A 21,441-nucleotide genomic window follows, 5' to 3' on the forward strand; every position below is an offset into this window, starting at 1 on the left:
CTCTATGTAATGGACCCCATGTGCTCCTGGTGCTGGGGTTTCGCCCCGGTCGCCGAGGCGTTGGTAGAGCAGGCCCAGGCCGCGGGCGTGGAGCTGCACCTGGTGATGGGTGGTTTGCGCAGCGGCAGCGGTTCGGCCCTGGAGCCGACCACCCGGCGCTACATCCTCGAACACTGGCAAGCAGTTAACGAGGCCACCGGCCAGCCGTTCAAGTTCGACGGCGCGCTGCCTGAGGGGTTTGTCTACGACACCGAACCTGCCTGCCGTGCCCTGGTCACCGCCCGGGGCCTGGCACCGGATTGTGCCTGGGCCCTGCTCAAGCTGATCCAGCAGGCGTTTTATGCTCACGGCCGCGACGTCACCCGCGCCAGCGTGCTGGTGGAATTGGCGGAGCAGGCCGGTTTGCCGCGCATTGAGTTCGCCGCCGCGTTCGACCGGATGGAGCAGCACACCGCCACCCTGGCCGACTTCGCTTGGGTCCAGGACCTGGGCATCGCCGGTTTCCCCACCTTGCTGGCCGAGCGTAATGGCCAACTGGCCTTGCTGACCAATGGCTATCAGCCGCTGGAGCAGTTGTCGCCGCTGTTGGGCCGCTGGCTGGAGCGCGCGGCCTGTGCATGATGGCGCCGAGCAACCCCGGCGCGCCGATCGGTTGAGTTGGGCGCACATCCGGCGCCTGGCCCAGCAGCATAAAAAATCCCTGTGGCTCGCCAACGGCGTCGCCGTGCTGGCGACCCTGTGCAGCGTGCCGATTCCGCTGCTGTTGCCGTTGCTGGTGGACGAAGTGCTACTGGGCAATGGCGACGCAGCCCTCAAGTTGATGAACCACGGCTTGCCGCAGGCCTGGCAGACCCCCGCCGGCTACATCGGCCTGATGCTCCTGGCCACCCTGACCCTGCGCTGTTTCGCCCTGGTGCTCAACGTGGTGCAGGCGCGTTTGTTCGTCGGCCTGGCCAAGGACGTGGTGTACCGCATCCGCCTGCGCTTGATCGAGCGCCTCAAGCGTATTTCCCTGGGCGAATACGAAAGCCTGGGCAGTGGCACGGTGACCACGCACCTGGTCACCGATCTGGACACCGTGGACAAGTTCGTCGGCGAAACCCTCAGCCGTTTCCTGGTGGCCATGCTGACCCTGGTGGGCACCTCGGCGATCCTGTTATGGATGCACTGGCAACTGGCGCTGCTGATTCTGCTGTTCAACCCTTTGGTGATCTACGCCACGGTGCAATTGGGCAAGCGGGTCAAGCACCTCAAGAAACTGGAAAACGACAGCACCTCGCGCTTTACCCAGGCCCTGACCGAAACCCTGGATGCCATCCAGGAAGTACGCGCCGGCAACCGCCAGGGCTTTTTCCTCGGCCGCCTCGGCCAGCGGGCCCGGGAAGTGCGCGATTACGCGGTCAACTCCCAGTGGAAGAGCGACGCCAGCAGTCGGGCCAGTGGCTTGCTGTTCCAGTTTGGTATCGACATCTTCCGTGCGGCGGCCATGCTCACCGTGCTGTTTTCCGATCTGTCCATCGGCCAGATGCTCGCGGTGTTCAGCTACCTATGGTTCATGATCGGCCCGGTGGAACAACTGCTGAACCTGCAATACGCCTACTACGCGGCGGGCGGTGCCATCACGCGCATCAACGAACTGCTGGCCCGTGCCGATGAGCCCCAGTACCCCGGCGGCGTCAACCCGTTCCAGGGCCGCGAGACGGTGGGCATCGAAGTGCGCGGCCTGAGTTTTGGTTATGGCGATGAACTAGTGCTGGACCAGATGAGCCTAGCCATTGCTCCCGGCGAAAAAGTCGCCATCGTCGGCGCCAGCGGCGGCGGCAAGAGCACCTTGGTGCAGTTGCTGCTGGGCCTGTACACGCCGCAGGCGGGGAGTATCCGCTTCGGCGGCGCGAGCCAGGAGGACATCGGCCTGGAAACCGTGCGCGAAAACGTCGCCGTGGTCCTGCAGCACCCGGCACTGTTCAACGACACGGTGCGCGCCAACCTGACCATGGGCCGCGAACGCAGCGACGAGGCCTGCTGGCACGCCCTGGAAATCGCCCAGCTCGACGGCACCATCCGCAACCTGGCCCAAGGCCTGGACAGCGTGGTCGGCCGCTCCGGGGTGCGTTTGTCCGGCGGCCAGCGCCAGCGCCTGGCCATCGCCCGCATGGTGCTCGCCGAGCCCAAAGTGGTGATTCTCGACGAGGCCACCTCGGCCCTGGACGCCGCCACCGAGTACAACCTGCACCAGGCTATGGCGCGGTTCTTGAGCGGGCGCACCACCTTGATAATCGCCCATCGCCTGTCGGCGGTTAAGCAAGCAGACCGGGTGCTGGTGTTTGACGGCGGGCACATCGCCGAAGATGGCGACCATCAGCAACTGATCGCCGACGGCGGCCTTTACGCCAAGCTCTACGGGCATTTGCAGCAGGTTCGCTGAAGCCCTTCGAGGGTGCCGCTCGCGCCCTAACTCCCTGAATACATGATGCAAACCTGGCGCTGGAATCCTGGCGCCTGACTGTAGGAGTTAAATCCATCTCGTGTCAGATATCTTGCCTTTGCATTACTGAAAACTAGCCTAGGCTGTGCTGATTAGGAGAAAGAACCTCTCGGGTGTTCATCTGGCAGTGCTTATGCAAGGGACGTCATGAAGCAAAAGCGGACTCTCGGAACGCCGCGGTTGTTGGGCATCGTCTGGCCATTTATTACCGCGGTGCTGTTTCAGGCATTGCTGGGTGGTTTCAGCCTGTATGTCCTGTCGGCCGTGCGCGGTTATGTGGCGGGCGAGAGCTTGTGGTCCAAGGGCCAGAAAGACGCCATCTATTACCTGAGCCTCTACGCCGACGTGCGCGATGAGGCGGTCTGGCTCAAATACCGCCACGCCATCGCCGTGCCCCAGGGCGGCCATGAGTTGCGCGTGGCCCTGGACCGCCATCCGCCGGATCTGGACGCGGCGCGCCAGGGCATTCTCAAGGGCGGCAACCACCCGGATGACGTCACCCGGCTGATCTGGCTGTACCTCAACTTCCGCCATTTCAGCTACCTGGAAAAAGCCATCGACCTGTGGGCCGAGGGCGACGGCTACCTGGTGCAACTGGACGCCGTGGCCCGGGAGATGCACGAGAAAATCCTCGATAACCGCGTTAGCGCCGCCGATGTCGCCCGCTGGAAAAACCTGATCCTGGCCATCAACGAAGGGGTGACCCCGGCGGCCAAGGGCTTTAGCGATGCGCTGGGAGAGGGCTCGCGGGTGATGCTGCGCCTGCTGCTGACTATCAACCTGGCCACCGCCCTGGGCATGATCGCCCTGGCGCTGTTGCGCACCCACAAGTTGCTGACTCAGCGCCACGCCTTTGCCGATGCTCTGCAAATGGAGCGCGAGCGAGCGCAGATTACCTTGCAGTCCATCGGCGACGGGGTCATCACCACTGACGTAGAAGGCGCCATCGCCTACATGAACCCGGCCGCCGAGGCGCTGACCCATTGGAAAGCTTCCCAGGCCACAGGCCTGCCGCTGGCGGCGCTGTTCAACCTGTTGGATGAAAATGCCCAGGCCGAAGGCTTCACCCTGATCGAGCACATTCTCAACGGCCAACTCGGCGGCGGTAGTGAGCATGCCAAGCTGATCCAGCGCCTCGATGGCAGCACCGTTTCGGTAACCCTGGTGGGTGCGCCGATCCTGAATGCCGGCAAAGTCAGCGGCACCGTGCTGGTGCTGCACGACATGACCCAGGAACGCCAGTACATCGCCAACCTCTCATGGCAGGCGACCCACGATGCCCTCACCGGGCTGGCCAACCGCCGCGAGTTTGAGTACCGCCTCGAACAAGCCCTGCACGGCTTGCTCCGCCACCCGGGGCGCCACGCGGTGCTGTTTTTGGACCTGGACCAGTTCAAATTGGTCAATGACACCTGCGGCCACGCCGCGGGGGACGAGTTGCTGCGGCACATCTGCGCGCTGTTGCAGTCGGGCCTGCGTGAGGGCGACACCCTGGCACGACTGGGCGGCGACGAGTTCGGCATTCTGCTGGAGAACTGCGCCCCCGAAGCCGCAGAGAAAATCGCCGAAGGCTTGCGCCAAACCGTGCAGAACCTGCATTTCGTGTGGAAGGGGCGCCCGTTCGTGACCACCGTCAGCGTGGGCCTGGTACATATCAGCCAGGTGCCGACCACCCTGGAAGCCTCCCTGCGCGCCGCGGACATGGCCTGCTACATGGCCAAGGAAAAGGGCCGTAACCGGGTGCAGGTGTACCACGCCGACGACTCGGAACTGTCCATGCGTTTTGGCGAGATGGCCTGGGTGCAGCGCCTGCACCTCGCTCTGGAGGAAAACCGCTTCTGCCTCTACGCCCAGGAAATCGCCGCCCTGGGCCTCACCGAACGGGGCGGCGGCCATGTGGAAATCCTCCTGCGCCTGCATGACGAAGCGGGCCGGATGATCTTGCCCAGTAGTTTCATTCCGGCTGCTGAACGTTATGGTCTGATGCCTTCGTTAGACCGTTGGGTAGTTCATAACGTATTCAAGATCATTGCTCAATGTATTGCTCAGGAACGCCCGGGAACAATGGCGATGTGTGCGATTAATCTGTCAGGTATTACTATCGGAGATGAGAGTTTTCTGGACTTTCTGCGGGAGCAATTCAAAACTTACGATATTCCACCAGAAATGATTTGTTTTGAAATAACTGAAACAAGCGCCATCGCCAATCTCGCTAGCGCAATTAGATTTATCAATGAACTCAAGCGCTTAGGTTGCTTTTTTTCATTGGATGATTTTTGTGCCGGGATGTCTTCGTTCGCGTACCTAAAACATTTACCTGTAGACTTCCTGAAGATCGACGGAAGTTTCGTGAAGGATATGTTGGACGATCCGATCAATCGCGCCATGGTCGAAGTTATCAATCACATTGGCCATGTCATGGGTAAACGCACTATTGCCGAGTTCGTTGAGTCACCCCAGATCGAACAAGCGTTATTGGAAATCGGTGTGGACTTTGCTCAGGGTTATATTATTGAGCGCCCACAACTATTTACCTGCGACAGCCTGTTGTGCCGCCCTGTGCGGCCGCAACCGTTGTTGTTCAAGGCGCCCGGCACCTTTCGCTGAACTTACGGCTGATCTTCATCATCACCATCAAAAGGAGCTCGACAGTGATCGATACATTCAACCGCACCGGCCCGCTCATGGACGCCGCCAGTTACCCCGTCTGGGCCCAGAAGCTGATCCGCGAATGCAGCGAGAGCAAGCGCCGGGTCGTCGAGCACGAGTTGTACCAACGCATGCGCGACAACAAGCTGGGCGCCAAGACAATGCGCCATTACCTGATCGGCGGCTGGCCGGTGGTTGAGCAGTTTGCCTTGTACATGGCGCAAAACCTGACCAAGACCCGCTTCGCCCGCCACCCCGGCGAAGACATGGCGCGCCGCTGGCTGATGCGTAACATCCGTGTGGAGCTCAACCACGCCGATTACTGGGTCAACTGGAGCCGCGCCCATGGCGTGACGCTGGAGGATTTGCAGGCGCAACAGGTGGCGCCGGAGCTGCACGCCTTGAGCCACTGGTGCTGGCACACCAGTTCGGCCGATTCGCTGATCGTGGCCATCGCGGCCACCAACTACGCCATCGAAGGCGCGACGGGTGAATGGTCGGCGTTGGTGTGTTCCACCGGGGCCTACGCGGCAGCGTTCCCCGAAGAGGCGCGCAAGGGCGCGATGAAGTGGCTGAAGATGCACGCCCAGTACGACGACGCGCACCCTTGGGAGGCGCTGGAGATCATCTGCACCCTGGCCGGAATGAACCCCTCGGCGCAGTTGCAGGTGGAACTGCGCCAGGCCATTTGCAAGAGCTACGACTACATGTACCTGTTCCTGGAACGCTGCATGCAGTTGGAAAAAGCCCCGGTGGCTCGCGCGTGCTTGGCCCTGGCCGACGACTGAAGTGGCCTGGCGGGGTGCCTACCCCGCCATCGCCAAGCGGTTGCGGCCTTCGCGCTTGGCCACGTAGAGGGCGCTGTCGGCGCGGCGGATCAGGCTTTCGGCGGACTCACCGGGCAGCAGGGTGGAGCAGCCGAGGCTGACCGTCAGTTCGATGGGCACCGTGTCGGCCCGATAGTCCTGGGCTTGCGCGGCGTGGCGCAGACGTTCGCCCACCAGGGCCGCGGCTTCGCGGCTGGTGTTGGAGAGCAGGATCAGGAACTCTTCGCCGCCGAAGCGGAACACCATGTCCACATTACGCAACTGGCCCTTTATCGCCGCGGCCACGGCTTTGAGCACTTTGTCGCCGGCGTTGTGGCCGTGGCTGTCGTTGACCCGTTTGAAGTGGTCGATGTCGAGCATCAGCAGCGACAGCGGTTGCAGGTGGCGGCGCGCCATGTCGATTTCCCGTTGCAGGGTCTGGTCCATGGCGATGCGGTTGCCGGTGCCGGTCAATGGGTCGCGCAGGGCGCTCTGGGTGGCGGCGCGGTAGAGCAGGGCGTTGCGCATCGGGTAGAGCAGGCAGGACAGCAGCGACTCCAGGCTGGCCAACTCTTCCTCGCTAAAGCGCTGGTTACGGCGAAATACCAGTTCACCCAGGTGCTCGCCTTCGTGGCTGAGGCTGTAGCTGACGCAATGGTGGCCGCGTTGGCCGAACTCCAGGCGCAGGTCGCTGGCCTGGTGTTCGTAGCTCAGGGCGTGCAGCGGCACCAGGCGTTGGATCTCACGGAAAAACAACCCCAGGATGCGCTGCGGCTCCAGGCTGGTCTGTAATTGCAGGCCCAGTTGCTGGCGCAGTTGACCCAGGCTGATCGTGCGCTGCACCAGAGGCGATTGCTGCCCAAAGCCCAGGCGCTGCAATTTGGCGCTGTCGAAGTCGATGGCGTGGGTCTGGGTGGGTGATTTCATATGGCACGGGCCCCTGAGCACGAAATGCTGTCTTACAGGCCGAGTGAAAGCTTTGTATCCACTGATCCATCAGTCCCGTAGGACAAGTGCTATCAGTCTAGTCGGACTCGCTGCCACGCGGCGTGTTTGCAGGGTTTAGAGCGAAAGTCGTGCCATTCGGTTCAGTTTGATAAAACTCGTTTCAATTCAGATGCTTGGATTATTTTGCGGAACACGGCGAGAAGCGCAGTGGCAGAAACTTGGCTGAGATAGGCGCGGGGGGCGGGGAGGGGCGAGCAGCGCGCCGGTTTACCGGCGCGCCACGGGGGTTACTGCGCGTCGAACGCCTGGCCGTTGATCCCGGTGCTGTCCGGGCCCATCAGGTACAGGTAAACCGGCATGATTTCCTCGGGCGTAGGGTTGTTGCCCGGGTTCTCGCCTGGGTACGCCTGGGCGCGCATGCTGGTGCGGGTAGCGCCGGGGTTGATGCTGTTGGAGCGGATCGGCGCCACGGTGTCCACTTCGTCGGCCAGGGTTTGCATCAGGCCTTCGGTGGCGAACTTCGACACCCCATAGGCGCCCCAATACGCGCGGCCCTTGCGCCCGACGCTGCTGGAGGTGAACACCACCGAGGCGTCCTGGGACAGCTTGAGCAGCGGCAGCAGGGTGCTGGTGAGCATGAACATGGCGTTGACGTTGACTTGCATCACGCGCATGAAGTTCTCGCCTGACAGCTGCTCCAGCGGAGTGCGCGGGCCAATGATCGAGGCGTTGTGAAGCAGGCCGTCGAGGTGGCCGAACTCGCTTTCGACCATGGCTGCCAGCTCATCGTATTGATGGGGCAGGGCGGTCTCCAGGTTGAACGGGATCACCACCGGTTGCGGGTGGCCGGCGGCTTCGATCTCGTCGTAGACCTGGGTCAGGTTGGCTTCGGTCTTGCCCAGCAGCAATACGGTGGCACCGTGGGCGGCGTAGGTTTTCGCCGCAGCGGCGCCGATGCCACGACCGGCGCCGGTGACCAGGATGACCCGGCCTTTGAGCAGTTCGGGGCGAGCGGAGTAATCAAACATAGTTAAGCCTCAACAAAACAATAAGCAGGTGGCCGCAAGCGGCGCTCTAGCAGCGGCACAGCGCGTTATCCAGCACCTTGCGCAGTTCCAGCGGGTGGTCCACCACCGCACCGGCGCCCCAGTTGTGGGGGTTGTCGTCGGGGTGGATATAGCCGTAGGTGACGGCGGCGGTCAGGGTGCCGGCGTCGCGGCCCGATTCGATGTCGCGCAGGTCATCGCCCACGAACAGGACGCTGGCCGGGTCGAGGTCGAGCATCTTGCAGGCCAGTGTCAGGGGTTCAGGGTCGGGTTTACTGTTCGTGACGTGGTCCGGGCAGATCAGCAGGGCCGAGCGTTCGGCCAGGCCCAGGCGTTGCATGATCGGTGCGGCGAAGCGCAGTGGCTTGTTGGTGACCACGCCCCAGATCAGGTTGGCCTTTTCCAGGTCGGCCAGCAGTTCGGCCATGCCGTCGAAAAGCTTGGTATGGACGGCGCAGTCCTTGAGGTACAGCTCTAGAAATTCCTGGCGCAGCGCTTCGAAACCGGGCGATTCGGGGTCCATGGCGAAGGTCACTGCAACCATCGCCTTGGCGCCACCGGAGATTTCGTCGCGGATGTGCTGGTCGGCAATCGGTGCCAGGCCACGGTCGGCGCGCATCCGCTGGCACACCGCGATGAAGTCCGGCGCGGTGTCGAGCAGGGTGCCGTCCATGTCGAAAAGAACCGCTTTGATGGCCATCGGCTTATTCCTCGCGCAGGGTCTGGATCATGTAGTTGACGTCCACGTCGGCGGCCAGTTTGTAGTGCTTGGTCAGCGGGTTGTAGGTCAGGCCGATGATGTCCTTGACGGTGAGGCCGGCGGCGCGGCTCCAGGCGCCCAGTTCGGACGGGCGGATGAACTTCTTGAAGTCGTGGGTGCCACGCGGCAGCAACTTCATGATGTATTCGGCGCCGATGATGGCGAACAGGTAAGCCTTGGGGTTGCGGTTGATGGTGGACAGGAACACCTGGCCACCGGGTTTGACCATGCGCAAACAGGCGCGGATCACCGAAGACGGGTCGGGCACGTGCTCGAGCATCTCCAGGCAAGTGACCACGTCGAACTGCTCGGGCATTTCTTCGGCCAGGGCTTCGGCGGTGATCTGCCGGTACTCCACGCTCACCCCGGATTCGAGCTGGTGCAGGCGGGCCACCGCCAGGGGCGCTTCGCCCATGTCGATGCCCATCACGGTGGCGCCGCGTTGGGCCATGGCTTCGCTGAGGATGCCGCCGCCGCAACCGATGTCCAGGACCTTCTTGCCGGCCAGTTTGACCCGCTCATCAATCCAGTTGACCCGCAGCGGGTTGATGTCGTGCAGCGGTTTGAACTCGCTTTCGCGGTCCCACCAGCGGTGGGCCAGGGCTTCGAATTTGGCGATTTCTGCGTGGTCAACGTTGCTCATGGGGTCATCCTCTAAATCCAGTGAAAGCGTTGGCGGAGCTTGAGTCGTGGCTCAAGCCCCTTGATTCGGTTGGTGGTGGCCGCCGATGCGTTCGCCCCAGGCGACGGCGGTGGCACACAGTTGCTGCTCGTCCAGGCGCGTCAGGCGGCGGTCTTCAAGCAAGGCTTTACCGGCGACCCAGACATGCGTCACACAGTCGCGGCCCGTGGCGTAGATCAACTGGGAAACCGGGTCGTAGACGGGTTGCTGGGCCAGGCCGGAGAGGTCGAAGGCCACCAGGTCGGCGGCCTTGCCCACTTCCAGCGAGCCGATGTGCGTATCCAGGCCCAGGGCTCGCGCGCCGTTCAAGGTGGCCATGCGCAGTGCGCGGTGGGCGTCCAGGGCGGTGGCCGAGCCCGCGACAGCCTTGGCCAGCAAGGCTGCGGTGCGGGTTTCACCGAGCAGGTCGAGGTCGTTGTTGCTGGCTGCGCCATCGGTGCCGACGGCCACGTTGACGCCCGCCAGCCACAAGCGCTCCACCGGGCAGAAGCCGCTGGCCAGTTTCAGGTTCGATTCCGGGCAGTGGATCACGCTGCTGTTACTTTCTACCAGCAAAGCCAGGTCGTCATCGCTGACCTGGGTCATGTGCACGGCCTGAAAGCGTGGCCCCAGCAGGCCCAGGCGTGCGAGGCGGGCCAGGGGCCGCTCCTGGTTCTGCTCCAGGGCCTGGTGCACTTCGAAGGCGGTTTCGTGGACGTGCATCTGGATCGCAGCGTCCAGTTCTTCGGCGATGACCCGCACTTTTTCCAGGCTTTCATCACCCACGGTGTACGGCGCGTGGGGGCCGAGGGCGATGGTGATGCGCGGGTGGTGCTTGAGCTCGCCGAACAGCGCGATGGCTTGGCGCAGGGCTTCGTCGGCGTCGCTGGCGCCGGGGATCGGGAAGTCGAGGATAGGCATGGCGATTTGCGCGCGGATGCCGCTGTTGTGCACGCGTTCGCACGCGACTTTGGGGAAGAAGTACATATCCGAGAAGCAGGTGATGCCGCCCTTGAGCTGTTCGGCGATGGCCAGGTCGGTGCCATCACGGACGAAAGCTTCATCGACCCACTTGCCCTCGGCGGGCCAGATGTGGTTTTCCAGCCAGGTCATCAGCGGCAGGTCGTCGGCCAGGCCACGGAACAGGGTCATTGCCGCGTGCCCGTGGGCATTGACCAGGCCGGGGCTCATGAGCATGCCGGGCAATTCGCGCACTTCTTGCGCCTTGAGCTTCAGGGCCTGGGCCCTGGGGCCGATAAACACAATACGGCCCGCGCGGATGCCCAGGCCGTGGTCCTTGAGCACAACGCCGGCCGGCTCCACAGGTACCAGCCAGGTCGGCAGCAGCAAGAGGTCGAGCGCAGGGGCAGAGATTGGCATCGTGGCAGGGTTCCGCGGCTTTTATAGAGGACGGCGAAGTATACCCGAGCGTCTTCGCGGGGGGATCGCTATAATCGGCCGCTTTTGTTCTTGAGTGGGGAGTCAGGCATGCGCGATCGACTGTTGGCGGCGGAGAAGGTGAAGGCCATCGATTGGCGCGATGGCGCCCTGTACCTGCTCGACCAGCGCATCCTGCCGTTCGAGGAGCGCTGGATCGCCTACACCAGCGCCGCCGGTGTGGCCGAGGCCATCCGCACCATGGTGGTGCGCGGCGCGCCAGCCATCGGCATCAGCGCCGCCTATGGCGTGGTGCTGGCCGCCCGCGAGCGCTTTGCCGCCGGCGGTGATTGGCAGGTGGAGCTGGAAGAGGACTTCGCCTTGCTCGCCGATTCTCGGCCCACGGCAGTCAACCTGTTCTGGGCCCTGAACCGCATGAGCGATCGCCTGTACCGCCTCAAGGGCAACGCCGACCCCTTGGCGGCGCTGGAGGCTGAGGCTCTGGCCATTCACGAGAGCGACCGCGAAGCCAACCTGACCATGTCGCAACTGGGGGTGGACCTGATCCGCCGGCACCAGGGCAACGCCCAGGCGATCCTCACCCACTGCAACACCGGGGCCCTGGCCACCGGCGGCTTCGGCACAGCGCTTGGGGTGATTCGCGGGGCCTGGATCGAAGGCATGGTGGAACGGGTCTATGCCGACGAAACCCGGCCCTGGCTGCAAGGCTCGCGCCTGACGGCGTGGGAGCTGGCCAACGAAGGCATCCCGGTGACCCTCAATGCCGACTCCGCGGCGGCCCACATCATGAAAACCAAAGGCATCACCTGGGTCATCGTCGGCGCCGACCGCATCACCGCCAATGGCGACGTGGCGAACAAGATCGGCACCTACCAACTGGCGGTGAACGCCATGCACCACGGCGTGCGCTTCATGGTGGTGGCGCCCAGCTCGACCATCGACATGAGCCTGGCCAGCGGCGACGAAATTCCCATCGAAGAGCGCGACGGCAGCGAGCTGCTGGAGGTCGGTGGCAAGCGCGTGGGGGCGGACGTGGAAGCGTACAACCCGGTATTCGACGTGACGCCGGCGGACCTGATTGACGCGATCGTCACCGAAAAGGGCATTGTCGAGCGGCCCGATATGGCGAAAATGGCCCAGTTGATGTGCCGCAAACGCCTGCATTGATGGGCGATTCTGGTTGATGAATGGCTCTCGCGAGCAAGCTTGCTCGCGCGGGTAAGGGTTTTGGTGGGAGCGAGCCTGCTCGCGATAGGGGCCGCACAGCCAGCCAAACCGCCCCAATCGGCCGCCAATTCTGCATTCGCCCCCGCTCTGAGCTTCTCTCGTCGCCCTCAAGCCCGTCATCGCTCATCTAACTACGCTCCATGCGCATCAGAGGGATAGGTGCGTGGCGGCGATTGTGATACCATCCGGCGTTTTCCGAGATAGCCCCAAGGGGTTGTCTTTACTGCGCAAATCCGTGGTGCAACTCGTTGATTTGTCGTAAGTCGATGCATGGCATAAAGCCTGCACCGGCGAGCTTCGTTCGTCCCATATGGATGTGACGAGGTTTCACCAGAAAAAGGAATCAGGCTTCTCATGGGCGAACTGGCCAAAGAAATCATCCCGGTCAATATCGAAGACGAGATGAAGCAGTCCTACCTCGACTACGCAATGAGCGTAATTGTCGGGCGGGCACTGCCTGATGCGCGTGATGGCTTGAAGCCCGTGCATCGTCGCGTGCTCTTCGCGATGAGCGAACTGGGTAACGACTGGAACAAGCCATACAAGAAATCGGCCCGTGTCGTCGGCGACGTGATCGGTAAGTACCACCCCCACGGTGATACCGCGGTCTACGACACCATCGTGCGTATGGCCCAGCCTTTCTCCCTGCGCTACCTGCTGGTGGACGGCCAGGGCAACTTCGGTTCGGTGGACGGCGACAACGCCGCGGCCATGCGATACACCGAAGTTCGCATGACCAAGCTGGCCCACGAGTTGCTGGCCGACCTGCACAAGGAAACCGTGGACTGGGTGCCGAACTACGACGGCACCGAAATGATCCCCGCGGTCATGCCCACCAAGATCCCCAACCTGCTCGTCAACGGCTCCAGCGGTATTGCCGTGGGCATGGCGACCAACATCCCGCCGCACAACCTCGGTGAAGTCATCGACGGTTGCCTGGCCCTCATCGACAACCCCGAGCTGACCGTCGATGAGCTGATGCAATTCATTCCCGGCCCGGATTTCCCCACCGCCGCGATCATCAACGGTCGCGCTGGCATCATCGAGGCCTATCGCACCGGTCGCGGGCGCATCTACATGCGTGCCCGCTCGATCATCGAAGACATCGACAAGGTCGGTGGCCGCCAGCAGATCGTCATCACCGAGCTGCCGTACCAGTTGAACAAGGCTCGCCTGATCGAGAAGATCGCCGAGCTGGTCAAGGAAAAGAAACTCGAAGGCATCACCGAGCTGCGTGACGAGTCCGACAAGGACGGCATGCGCGTCGTGATCGAGCTGCGCCGTGGCGAAGTGCCTGAGGTGATCCTCAACAACCTCTACGCCCAGACCCAGTTGCAAGCGGTGTTCGGTATCAACATCGTCGCGCTGATCGACGGCCGCCCGCGCATCCTGAACCTCAAGGACCTGCTGGAAGCCTTCGTGCGTCACCGCCGCGAAGTCGTCACCCGGCGTACCGTGTTCGAGCTGCGCAAGGCCCGCGAGCGTGGCCACATCCTGGAAGGCCAGGCCGTTGCCCTGTCGAACATCGACCCGGTCATCGCCCTCATCAAGGCCTCGCCGACTCCGTCGGAAGCCAAGGAAGCCCTCATCAAGATGCCGTGGGAATCCAGCGCCGTCGTGGCGATGGTGGAGCGCGCCGGCGCCGATTCCTGCCGTCCCGAGACCCTGGACCCGCAATACGGCCTGCGCGACGGCAAGTATTTCCTGTCGCCGGAACAGGCCCAGGCCATCCTGGAACTGCGCCTGCATCGCCTGACCGGCCTGGAACACGAAAAGCTGCTGGCCGAGTACCAGGAAATCCTCAACCAGATCGGCGAGCTGATCCGCATCCTCAACAGTGCCGTGCGCCTGATGGAAGTGATTCGCGAAGAACTGGAAGTGATTCGCGCCGAATACGGTGACGTGCGCCGCACCGAGATCCTCGATGCGCGCCTGGACCTGACCCTGGGTGACATGATCCCGGAAGAAGAGCGCGTGGTGACCATTTCCCACGGCGGTTATGCCAAGACCCAGCCGCTCGCTGCCTACCAGGCCCAGCGCCGTGGCGGTAAAGGCAAGTCGGCGACCGGCGTCAAGGATGAGGACTACATTGCTCACCTGCTGGTCGCCAACAGCCACACCACGCTCCTGCTGTTCTCCAGCAAGGGCAAGGTGTACTGGCTCAAGACCTATGAAATCCCGGAGGCCTCCCGCGCCGCCCGTGGCCGCCCATTGGTCAACCTGCTGCCGCTGGGTGAGGGTGAGTACATCACCACCATGCTGCCGGTCGAGGAATACACCGAAGGTCACTTCATCTTCATGGCAACGGCCGACGGCACCGTGAAGAAGACCCCGCTGGAGCAGTTCAGCCGCCAACGCAGCGTGGGCCTGATCGCCCTGGAACTGGACGAAGGCGACGTGCTGATTAGCGCCGCGATCACCGATGGCCAGCGCGAAGTCATGCTGTTCTCCGACGGTGGCAAGGTGACACGCTTCAAGGAATCCGATGTACGTGCCATGGGCCGTACCGCCCGTGGTGTGCGCGGCATGCGTCTGCCAGAAGGGCAGAAGCTGATTTCCATGCTGATCCCCGAAGAAGGCAGCCAGATCCTCACTGCTTCGGCCCGCGGCTACGGCAAGCGCACCGCCATCAGCGAGTTCCCCGAGTACAAACGTGGCGGGCAGGGCGTGATCGCCATGGTCAGCAACGAGCGTAACGGTCGCCTGGTGGGCGCGGTGCAGGTGCTCGACGGCGAGGAGATCATGTTGATTTCCGACCAGGGCACGCTGGTGCGTACGCGGGTCGACGAAGTCTCCAGCCTGGGCCGCAACACCCAGGGCGTGACCCTGATTAAGTTGGCCAGCGACGAAACGCTGGTGGGCCTTGAGCGGGTGCAGGAGCCTTCGGAAGTGGAAGGTGAAGAGTTCGATGGCGATGAGGCCGAGTTCGAGGCCGGCGCCGTGAGCGACGAGGCGGGTGAGAGCCAACCGCTTGGTGCTGCCGCTGACGAAGAACCGCAGGAGTAAGCGGACACCCAGGGGGCGGATGAGAATTCGCCCCCTTGTTGTTTGTGTATGTGGGGGCGGGCTTGTCCGCGATGGCGTTATTGCTGCCGACAGCTATGTAGCGGTTGTATCGACTTCATCGCGGGCAAGCCCGCTCCCACGTCCGAGCAAGCATGAACTGAAGATTTATTGCACCACCCCCACCAGATCAGAGTGAGATTGGATGTGAGCAAGAGAGCTTATAACTTCTGTGCCGGTCCCGCGGCGCTTCCTGAAGCAGTCCTGCAGCGCGCGCAGGGTGAACTCCTCGATTGGCACGGCAAGGGCCTGTCGGTCATGGAAATGAGCCATCGCAGCGACGAATTCGTGTCCATCGCCACCAAGGCCGAGCAGGATCTGCGCGACCTGCTGGACATCCCGTCTAACTACAAAGTGCTGTTCCTGCAAGGGGGCGCCAGCCAGCAGTTTGCCCAGATCCCCCTCAACCTGCTGCCGGAAAACGGCTCGGCCGACTATATCGACACCGGTATCTGGTCGCAGAAAGCCATTGAAGAGGCCTCGCGCTACGGTCACGTCAACGTCGCCGCCACCGCCAAGCCCTACGACTATTTCGCCATTCCCGGCCAGAACGAGTGGCAACTGAACCGTGACGCGGCCTACGTGCACTACGCGCCGAACGAAACCATCGGTGGCCTGGAGTTCAACTGGGTGCCCGAGACCGGCGACGTACCGTTGGTGGCCGACATGTCCTCGGACATCCTCTCGCGCCCTGTGGATATCTCCCGTTTCGGCATGATCTACGCCGGTGCGCAGAAAAACATCGGCCCCAGCGGTATCGTCGTCAACATCATCCGCGAAGACCTGCTGGGCCGCGCCCGCTCCCTGTGCCCGACCATGCTCGACTACAAGGTCGCGGCCGACAACGGCTCGATGTACAACACCCCGCCGACCTTGGCCTGGTACTTGTCCGGCCTGGTGTTCGAGTGGCTCAAGGAGCAGGGCGGCGTGGCGGCCATCGGCAAGCTCAATGAGGTCAAGCAGCGCACCTTGTATGACTTCATCGACGCCAGCGGCCTGTACAGCAACCCAATCAATAAAACCGATCGCTCCTGGATGAACGTGCCGTTCCGCCTGGCCGACGACCGTCTCGACAAGTCGTTCTTGGTCGGCGCCGAGGCCCGTGGGCTGCTGAACCTCAAGGGCCACCGTTCGGTGGGCGGCATGCGCGCTTCTATCTATAACGCCGTGGACATCCACGCGGTCAACGCGCTGGTGGCGTACATGGCAGAGTTCGAGAAGGAACACGGCTGATGTCCGAGCAAGAACTCAAGGCTCTGCGCCTGCGCATCGATAGCTTGGATGAGAAAGTCCTAGAGCTGATTAGCGAGCGCGCGCGCTGTGCCCAGGAAGTGGCACGGGTGAAAATGGCCTCCCTGGCCGAAGGCGAAGTGCCGGTGTTCTATCGCCCCGAGCGCGAAGCCCAGGTGCTCAAGCGCGTGATGGAGCGCAACCAGGGGCCGCTGGGTAACGAAGAGATGGCGCGGTTGTTCCGCGAGATCATGTCGTCGTGCCTGGCCCTTGAGCAGCCGCTCAAAGTCGCGTATCTGGGGCCGGAAGGCACCTTCACCCAGGCTGCGGCCATGAAGCATTTCGGCCACGCGGTCATCAGCAAGCCCATGGCGGCCATCGATGAAGTGTTCCGTGAAGTAGCGGCCGGGGCGGTGAACTTTGGCGTAGTCCCGGTGGAAAACTCCACCGAGGGTGCGGTCAACCACACCCTCGACAGTTTCCTCGAGCACGACATGGTGATCTGTGGCGAAGTCGAGTTGCGTATCCACCACCACTTGCTGGTGGGCGAGAACACCAAGACCGACAGCATCAGTCGCATCTACTCCCACGCCCAGTCCCTGGCCCAGTGCCGTAAGTGGCTGGACGCCCATTACCCGAATGTCGAGCGCGTGGCGGTGTCCAGCAACGCCGAAGCGGCCAAGCGGGTCAAGGGTGAGTGGAACTCGGCGGCCATCGCTGGCGACATGGCGGCGGGCCTCTATGGCCTGACGCGCTTGGCGGAAAAAATCGAGGATCGCCCGGATAACTCCACGCGCTTCCTGATGATCGGCAGCCAGGAAGTGCCGCCGACGGGCGACGACAAGACCTCCATCATCGTCTCGATGAGCAACAAACCGGGGGCCTTGCACGAATTGCTGGTGCCGTTCCACGACAACGGCATCGACCTGACGCGGATCGAGACCCGTCCTTCGCGCAGCGGTAAATGGACCTACGTGTTCTTCATCGATTTTATCGGCCATCACCGCGACCCACTGGTCAAGGGCGTGCTGGAAAAAATCAGTCAGGAGGCCGTGGCACTCAAGGTGCTGGGTTCCTACCCCAAAGCAGTTCTTTAAGGGCGTTGATAATGAGTGGCGACTTCCTCGCACTGGCGCAGCCGGGCGTGCAACAACTTTCGCCTTACGTTCCGGGCAAGCCTGTGGACGAACTGGCACGTGAGCTGGATATCGATCCGGCCCGCATCGTCAAACTGGCCAGCAACGAAAACCCGCTAGGCGCCAGCCCCAAGGCACTTGCAGCGATCAGCGCCGAACTGGCGCAATTGACCCGCTATCCCGATGGCAACGGCTTTGCCCTCAAGTCCCTGTTAGCCGAGCAGTGCCGCGTGGAACCGGACCAGGTGACCCTGGGCAATGGCTCCAACGACATCCTCGAGTTGGTGGCGCGGGCCTACCTGGCGCCGGGCCTCAATGCGGTGTTCAGCGAGCACGCGTTCGCGGTGTACCCCATCGTCACCCAGGCTGTGGGCGCAGAGGCCCGAGTGATCCCGGCCATCGACTGGGGTCATGACCTGTCGGCGATGCTTGAAGCCATCGACAGCAATACCCGCGTGGTTTTCATCGCCAACCCGAATAATCCGACGGGCACCTGGTTCAGCGCCGAGGCCCTGGACGAGTTTCTGCAGGACGTGCCCGAGCGGGTGCTGGTGGTGCTCGACGAGGCTTACATCGAATACGCCGAGGGCAGCGACCTGCCCGACGGCCTGGATTTTCTCGCGGCCTATCCGAACCTTTTGGTTTCGCGCACGTTCTCCAAGGCCTATGGCCTGGCGGCATTGCGGGTCGGCTACGGTTTGTCCTCGGCCGTGGTCGCCGATGTGCTGAACCGCGTGCGCCAGCCTTTCAACGTCAATAGCCTGGCCCTGGCCGCAGCCTGCGCCGCGTTGCAGGACAGCGAGTATCTGGAGCAAAGCCGCCGGTTGAACGAGGCGGGCATGGCCCAGCTTGAAGCCGGTTTGCGCGAGCTGGGCCTGGGCTGGATTCCTTCCCGTGGCAACTTCCTTTGTGTGGACCTGAACCGGGTGGCGGCGCCCGTGTTCCAGGGCCTGCTGCATGAAGGCGTGATCGTGCGTCCGGTGGCCAATTACGGCATGCCGAACCACCTGCGCGTGACCGTTGGCCTGGCCGCGGAAAACGCCCGCTTCCTCGAGGCGCTGGCCAAGGTCCTGGCCCGTGGTTGATGTCACCGCGCTGCAATCTGCTGCACCTATGATCGGGCGCTTGGTGGTGGTGGGCCTGGGGCTGATCGGCGGGTCCTTCGCCAAAGGCCTGCGTGAAAGCGGGCTGTGTGGCGAAGTGGTTGGCGTCGACCTCGATCCGCAGTCGCGCAAGCTGGCAGTGGAGCTGGGTGTCGTCGACCGCTGTGAAGAAGACCTGGTTGCAGCCTGCGAAGGTGCGGATGTGATCCAGTTGGCGGTGCCGATCCTGGCCATGGAAAAACTGCTGGTGCGCTTGGCTGGCATGCAGCTGGGGCAGGCGATCCTGACGGACGTCGGCAGCGCCAAGGGCAATGTCGTGCGTGCGGCCAGCGTGGCTTTTGGCCAGATGCCGGCACGGTTCGTGCCGGGCCATCCGATTGCCGGCTCCGAGCAGAGCGGGGTGGAGGCGTCCAATGCGCAACTGTTCCGCCGCCACAAAGTGATCCTGACGCCGCTGGCGCAAACCGATCCGGGTGCGTTGGCGGTGGTCGACCGTTTGTGGCGCGAATTGGGCGCCGATGTCGAGCACATGCAGGTCGAGCGCCACGACGAAGTGCTGGCGGCGACCAGCCATTTGCCGCATTTGCTGGCGTTCGGCCTGGTCGATTCGCTGGCCAAGCGCAATGAAAACCTGGAGATCTTCCGTTACGCTGCTGGTGGTTTCCGCGATTTCACAAGAATCGCCGGCAGCGACCCGGTTATGTGGCACGACATCTTTCTCGCCAATCGCGATGCTGTCCTGCGCACACTCGATACATTTCGCAGCGATCTCGACGCCTTGCGCGACGCGGTCGATGCAGGGGATGGGCACCAACTGTTGGGCGTCTTTACGCGCGCCCGGGTTGCCCGCGAGCATTTCAGTAAAATCCTGGCCCGCCGGGCCTATGTGGACGCTATGAACTCCAACGATCTGATTTTCCTGGCAAATCCTGGTGGCCGCCTGACTGGGCGGATCCGTGTACCGGGCGATAAATCCATTTCCCACCGCTCGATCATGCTGGGCTCCCTCGCCGAGGGCACCACCGAAGTCGAAGGGTTTCTTGAAGGCGAAGACGCCTTGGCAACCATCCAGGCGTTCCGCGACATGGGCGTGGTGATCGAAGGCCCGCACCATGGCCGTGTCACCGTTCACGGCGTAGGCTTGCACGGCTTGAAACCCGCGCCGGGCCCGATCTACTTGGGCAACTCCGGTACATCGATGCGCCTGCTCTCGGGGCTGTTGGCCGCCCAGAGTTTTGACAGCACCCTCACGGGCGATGCTTCGCTGTCCAAGCGGCCGATGAACCGGGTAGCCAATCCCCTGCGGGAAATGGGCGCCGTGATCGAAACCGCCGCCGAAGGCCGACCGCCCATGGTGATCCGTGGTGGTCACCCGCTTAAAGGCCTGACCTACAGCATGCCGATGGCCAGCGCCCAGGTTAAATCCTGCCTGCTGCTGGCGGGGCTCTATGCCGAAGGCAAGACCACTGTTACCGAGCCAGCACCGACCCGCGACCACACCGAACGCATGCTGCGTGGTTTTGGCTACCCGGTGGCGGTGGATGGCGCCACCGCTTCGGTCGAGTCCGGGCATAAGCTGACCGCAACCCATATCGAAGTACCGGGGGATATTTCCTCTTCCGCGTTCTTCCTGGTGGCAGCGTCCATTGCCGAAGGTTCCGAGCTGGTGCTTGAGCACGTCGGCATAAACCCGACTCGCACTGGCGTCATCGACATCCTGCGTTTGATGGGGGCTGATATCACCCTGGAAAACCAGCGAGAGGTCGGTGGCGAGCCGGTGGCGGATCTGCGCGTGCGCGCGGCGCAGCTCAAGGGTATTGAGATTCCTGAAGAGCTGGTTCCGCTGGCGATCGACGAGTTCCCGGTGCTGTTCATCGCTGCGGCGTGTGCGCAAGGACGTACTGTGCTGCGTGGCGCTGAGGAGCTGCGGGTGAAAGAGTCCGATCGCATTCAGGTCATGGCGGATGGCCTACTGACATTGGGCGTCAAGTGCGAGCCGACGCCGGACGGCATCATCATCGATGGTGGCCTGATCGGCGGCGGAGAAGTACACGGTCACGGCGATCACCGCATCGCCATGGCCTTCAGCGTCGCCTCCTTGCGCGCCACTGCACCGATCCGCATCCATGACTGCGCCAACGTCGCGACCTCCTTCCCCAACTTTCTCGCGCTATGCGCGCAGGTCGGCATCCGCGTCGCGCAAGAGGCTCAGTCGTGAATATCAAAGCGCCGGTTATTGCCATTGATGGGCCAAGCGGCTCGGGTAAAGGCACTATTGCCGGAATCCTGGCTAAGCGTTTGGGCTGGAACTTGCTGGACTCCGGTGCCCTTTACCGTTTGCTGGCCTTTGCTGCGAGCAATCATGGCGTCGACCTGACTAATGAAGAGTTGCTCAAACAACTCGCCGCTCATCTGGACGTGCAGTTCATTGCCGCCACTGATGGCCAGTTGCAGCGCACGATCCTGGAAGGCGACGAAGTCAGCAACGCCATCCGCACCGAAACCGTTGGTGCCGGTGCCTCCCAGGTGGCGGCGTTGCCAGCGGTGCGCGAAGCCCTGCTGCAACGCCAGCGCGCGTTTCAGGAGGCCCCAGGCCTGGTGGCCGATGGCCGCGATATGGGTACGGTGGTGTTCCCCGATGCCCCGTTGAAGATTTTCCTGACCGCCAGCGCCGAGGAGCGGGCGCGTCGCCGTTACTTGCAGTTGAAGGCCAAGGGCGATGATGTTAGTCTGTCGAGTCTGCTAGATGAGATCCGTGCGCGCGATGAGCGCGATACCCAGCGAGCAGTAGCCCCGCTCAAACCGGCGGCTGACGCTATACAGCTGGATTCCACGGAGTTGTCCATCGAGCAGGTGCTGGAACGCATCATGAGCGAGATCGCCATTCGCGATATCGCCGGGTGACCAAGAAATACCGCAGGGGACTCCA

Annotated in this window: 16 protein-coding genes; 11 read left to right on the forward strand and 5 right to left on the reverse strand. The window is 62.9% G+C overall.

Annotated features, from left to right (window positions below):
- Nucleotides 1–18: 18 nt before the first annotated feature.
- The 4 genes from AC19YR_RS02435 to AC19YR_RS02450 all read left to right on the forward strand — a co-directional run bounded on the left by AC19YR_RS02435 (nt 19) and on the right by AC19YR_RS02450 (nt 5,922).
- On the forward strand, nt 19–621 hold the full coding sequence (locus tag AC19YR_RS02435; protein ID WP_176465063.1) for a DsbA family protein: 603 nt from the start codon (nt 19–21) through the stop codon (nt 619–621).
- Nucleotides 614–2,425 (forward strand): ABC transporter ATP-binding protein, encoded by a 1,812-nt coding sequence (locus AC19YR_RS02440; protein ID WP_095107450.1) that lies wholly within the window; start codon nt 614–616, stop codon nt 2,423–2,425. Before AC19YR_RS02435 ends, AC19YR_RS02440 begins: the two co-directional genes overlap by 8 nt.
- A 207-nt stretch (nt 2,426–2,632) precedes the next feature.
- Nucleotides 2,633–5,092 (forward strand): EAL domain-containing protein, encoded by a 2,460-nt coding sequence (locus tag AC19YR_RS02445; protein WP_500597002.1) that lies wholly within the window; start codon nt 2,633–2,635, stop codon nt 5,090–5,092.
- 77 nt (nt 5,093–5,169) lie between these two features.
- Nucleotides 5,170–5,922, forward strand: a complete 753-nt coding sequence (locus AC19YR_RS02450) for an iron-containing redox enzyme family protein (protein WP_371856218.1) — start codon at nt 5,170–5,172, stop codon at nt 5,920–5,922.
- Nucleotides 5,923–5,940: 18 nt separating this feature from the next.
- On the opposite strand, the gene AC19YR_RS02455 is transcribed toward AC19YR_RS02450, so the two are convergent.
- The 5 genes from AC19YR_RS02455 to AC19YR_RS02475 all read right to left on the reverse strand — a co-directional run bounded on the left by AC19YR_RS02455 (nt 5,941) and on the right by AC19YR_RS02475 (nt 10,735).
- On the reverse strand, nt 5,941–6,867 hold the full coding sequence (locus AC19YR_RS02455) for a GGDEF domain-containing protein (RefSeq protein ID WP_095107453.1): 927 nt from the start codon (nt 6,865–6,867) through the stop codon (nt 5,941–5,943).
- Nucleotides 6,868–7,175: 308 nt separating this feature from the next.
- Complete coding sequence (locus tag AC19YR_RS02460) at nt 7,176–7,916, reverse strand: YciK family oxidoreductase (RefSeq protein WP_095107454.1); 741 nt, start codon at nt 7,914–7,916, stop codon at nt 7,176–7,178.
- 46 nt (nt 7,917–7,962) lie between these two features.
- Nucleotides 7,963–8,634 carry an N-acetylmuramic acid 6-phosphate phosphatase MupP gene (gene mupP, locus AC19YR_RS02465; protein ID WP_500597004.1) on the reverse strand — a complete coding sequence of 224 codons (672 nt, stop codon included), beginning with the start codon at nt 8,632–8,634 and terminating at the stop codon, nt 7,963–7,965.
- 4 nt (nt 8,635–8,638) lie between these two features.
- Entirely contained in the window at nt 8,639–9,337 is a 699-nt protein-coding gene (gene ubiG / locus AC19YR_RS02470; protein ID WP_095107456.1) for a bifunctional 2-polyprenyl-6-hydroxyphenol methylase/3-demethylubiquinol 3-O-methyltransferase UbiG, read from the reverse strand.
- A gap of 51 nt (nt 9,338–9,388) precedes the next feature.
- The gene (locus tag AC19YR_RS02475) at nt 9,389–10,735 is read right to left on the reverse strand and encodes a TRZ/ATZ family hydrolase (RefSeq protein WP_500597006.1); all 1,347 of its coding nucleotides are present in this window, start codon (nt 10,733–10,735) and stop codon (nt 9,389–9,391) included.
- Nucleotides 10,736–10,843: 108 nt separating this feature from the next.
- Between AC19YR_RS02475 and mtnA the strand changes: the two genes are divergently transcribed.
- The 7 genes from mtnA to cmk all read left to right on the forward strand — a co-directional run bounded on the left by mtnA (nt 10,844) and on the right by cmk (nt 21,416).
- Nucleotides 10,844–11,920 carry an S-methyl-5-thioribose-1-phosphate isomerase gene (mtnA, locus tag AC19YR_RS02480; protein WP_500597008.1) on the forward strand — a complete coding sequence of 359 codons (1,077 nt, stop codon included), beginning with the start codon at nt 10,844–10,846 and terminating at the stop codon, nt 11,918–11,920.
- Between the two features lie 414 nt (nt 11,921–12,334).
- The gene (gene gyrA / locus AC19YR_RS02485; protein ID WP_095107459.1) at nt 12,335–14,986 is read left to right on the forward strand and encodes a DNA gyrase subunit A; all 2,652 of its coding nucleotides are present in this window, start codon (nt 12,335–12,337) and stop codon (nt 14,984–14,986) included.
- A gap of 204 nt (nt 14,987–15,190) precedes the next feature.
- A complete protein-coding gene (serC, locus tag AC19YR_RS02490; protein WP_500597009.1) occupies nt 15,191–16,276 on the forward strand; it encodes a 3-phosphoserine/phosphohydroxythreonine transaminase in 1,086 nt (361 codons plus the stop codon).
- Nucleotides 16,276–17,370, forward strand: coding sequence for a prephenate dehydratase (gene pheA / locus AC19YR_RS02495; RefSeq protein WP_095107461.1), 1,095 nt, complete (start codon nt 16,276–16,278; stop codon nt 17,368–17,370). Before serC ends, pheA begins: the two co-directional genes overlap by 1 nt.
- An 11-nt stretch (nt 17,371–17,381) precedes the next feature.
- On the forward strand, nt 17,382–18,494 hold the full coding sequence (hisC, locus tag AC19YR_RS02500) for a histidinol-phosphate transaminase (RefSeq protein WP_095107462.1): 1,113 nt from the start codon (nt 17,382–17,384) through the stop codon (nt 18,492–18,494).
- Between the two features lie 28 nt (nt 18,495–18,522).
- Nucleotides 18,523–20,730 (forward strand): bifunctional prephenate dehydrogenase/3-phosphoshikimate 1-carboxyvinyltransferase, encoded by a 2,208-nt coding sequence (locus tag AC19YR_RS02505; RefSeq protein WP_500597041.1) that lies wholly within the window; start codon nt 18,523–18,525, stop codon nt 20,728–20,730.
- Complete coding sequence (cmk, locus tag AC19YR_RS02510) at nt 20,685–21,416, forward strand: (d)CMP kinase (RefSeq protein ID WP_095107464.1); 732 nt, start codon at nt 20,685–20,687, stop codon at nt 21,414–21,416. Before AC19YR_RS02505 ends, cmk begins: the two co-directional genes overlap by 46 nt.
- Nucleotides 21,417–21,441: the final 25 nt, after the last annotated feature.

Source organism: Pseudomonas sp. MF08817 (assembly GCF_059862705.1).

Coding starts and splice junctions, on each gene's coding strand:
- AC19YR_RS02435 (WP_176465063.1), top strand. CDS start 19: ATGTGCTCCTGGTGCTGGGGTTTCGCCCCGGTCGCCGAGGCGTTGGTA.
- AC19YR_RS02445 (WP_500597002.1), top strand. CDS start 2,633: ATGAAGCAAAAGCGGACTCTCGGAACGCCGCGGTTGTTGGGCATCGTC.
- AC19YR_RS02450 (WP_371856218.1), top strand. CDS start 5,170: ATGGACGCCGCCAGTTACCCCGTCTGGGCCCAGAAGCTGATCCGCGAA.
- AC19YR_RS02455 (WP_095107453.1), bottom strand. CDS start 6,867: ATGAAATCACCCACCCAGACCCACGCCATCGACTTCGACAGCGCCAAA.
- AC19YR_RS02460 (WP_095107454.1), bottom strand. CDS start 7,916: ATGTTTGATTACTCCGCTCGCCCCGAACTGCTCAAAGGCCGGGTCATC.
- mupP (WP_500597004.1), bottom strand. CDS start 8,634: ATGGCCATCAAAGCGGTTCTTTTCGACATGGACGGCACCCTGCTCGAC.
- ubiG (WP_095107456.1), bottom strand. CDS start 9,337: ATGAGCAACGTTGACCACGCAGAAATCGCCAAATTCGAAGCCCTGGCC.
- AC19YR_RS02475 (WP_500597006.1), bottom strand. CDS start 10,735: ATGCCAATCTCTGCCCCTGCGCTCGACCTCTTGCTGCTGCCGACCTGG.
- mtnA (WP_500597008.1), top strand. CDS start 10,844: ATGCGCGATCGACTGTTGGCGGCGGAGAAGGTGAAGGCCATCGATTGG.
- gyrA (WP_095107459.1), top strand. CDS start 12,335: ATGGGCGAACTGGCCAAAGAAATCATCCCGGTCAATATCGAAGACGAG.
- pheA (WP_095107461.1), top strand. CDS start 16,276: ATGTCCGAGCAAGAACTCAAGGCTCTGCGCCTGCGCATCGATAGCTTG.
- hisC (WP_095107462.1), top strand. CDS start 17,382: ATGAGTGGCGACTTCCTCGCACTGGCGCAGCCGGGCGTGCAACAACTT.
- AC19YR_RS02505 (WP_500597041.1), top strand. CDS start 18,523: ATGATCGGGCGCTTGGTGGTGGTGGGCCTGGGGCTGATCGGCGGGTCC.
- cmk (WP_095107464.1), top strand. CDS start 20,685: ATGCGCGCAGGTCGGCATCCGCGTCGCGCAAGAGGCTCAGTCGTGAAT.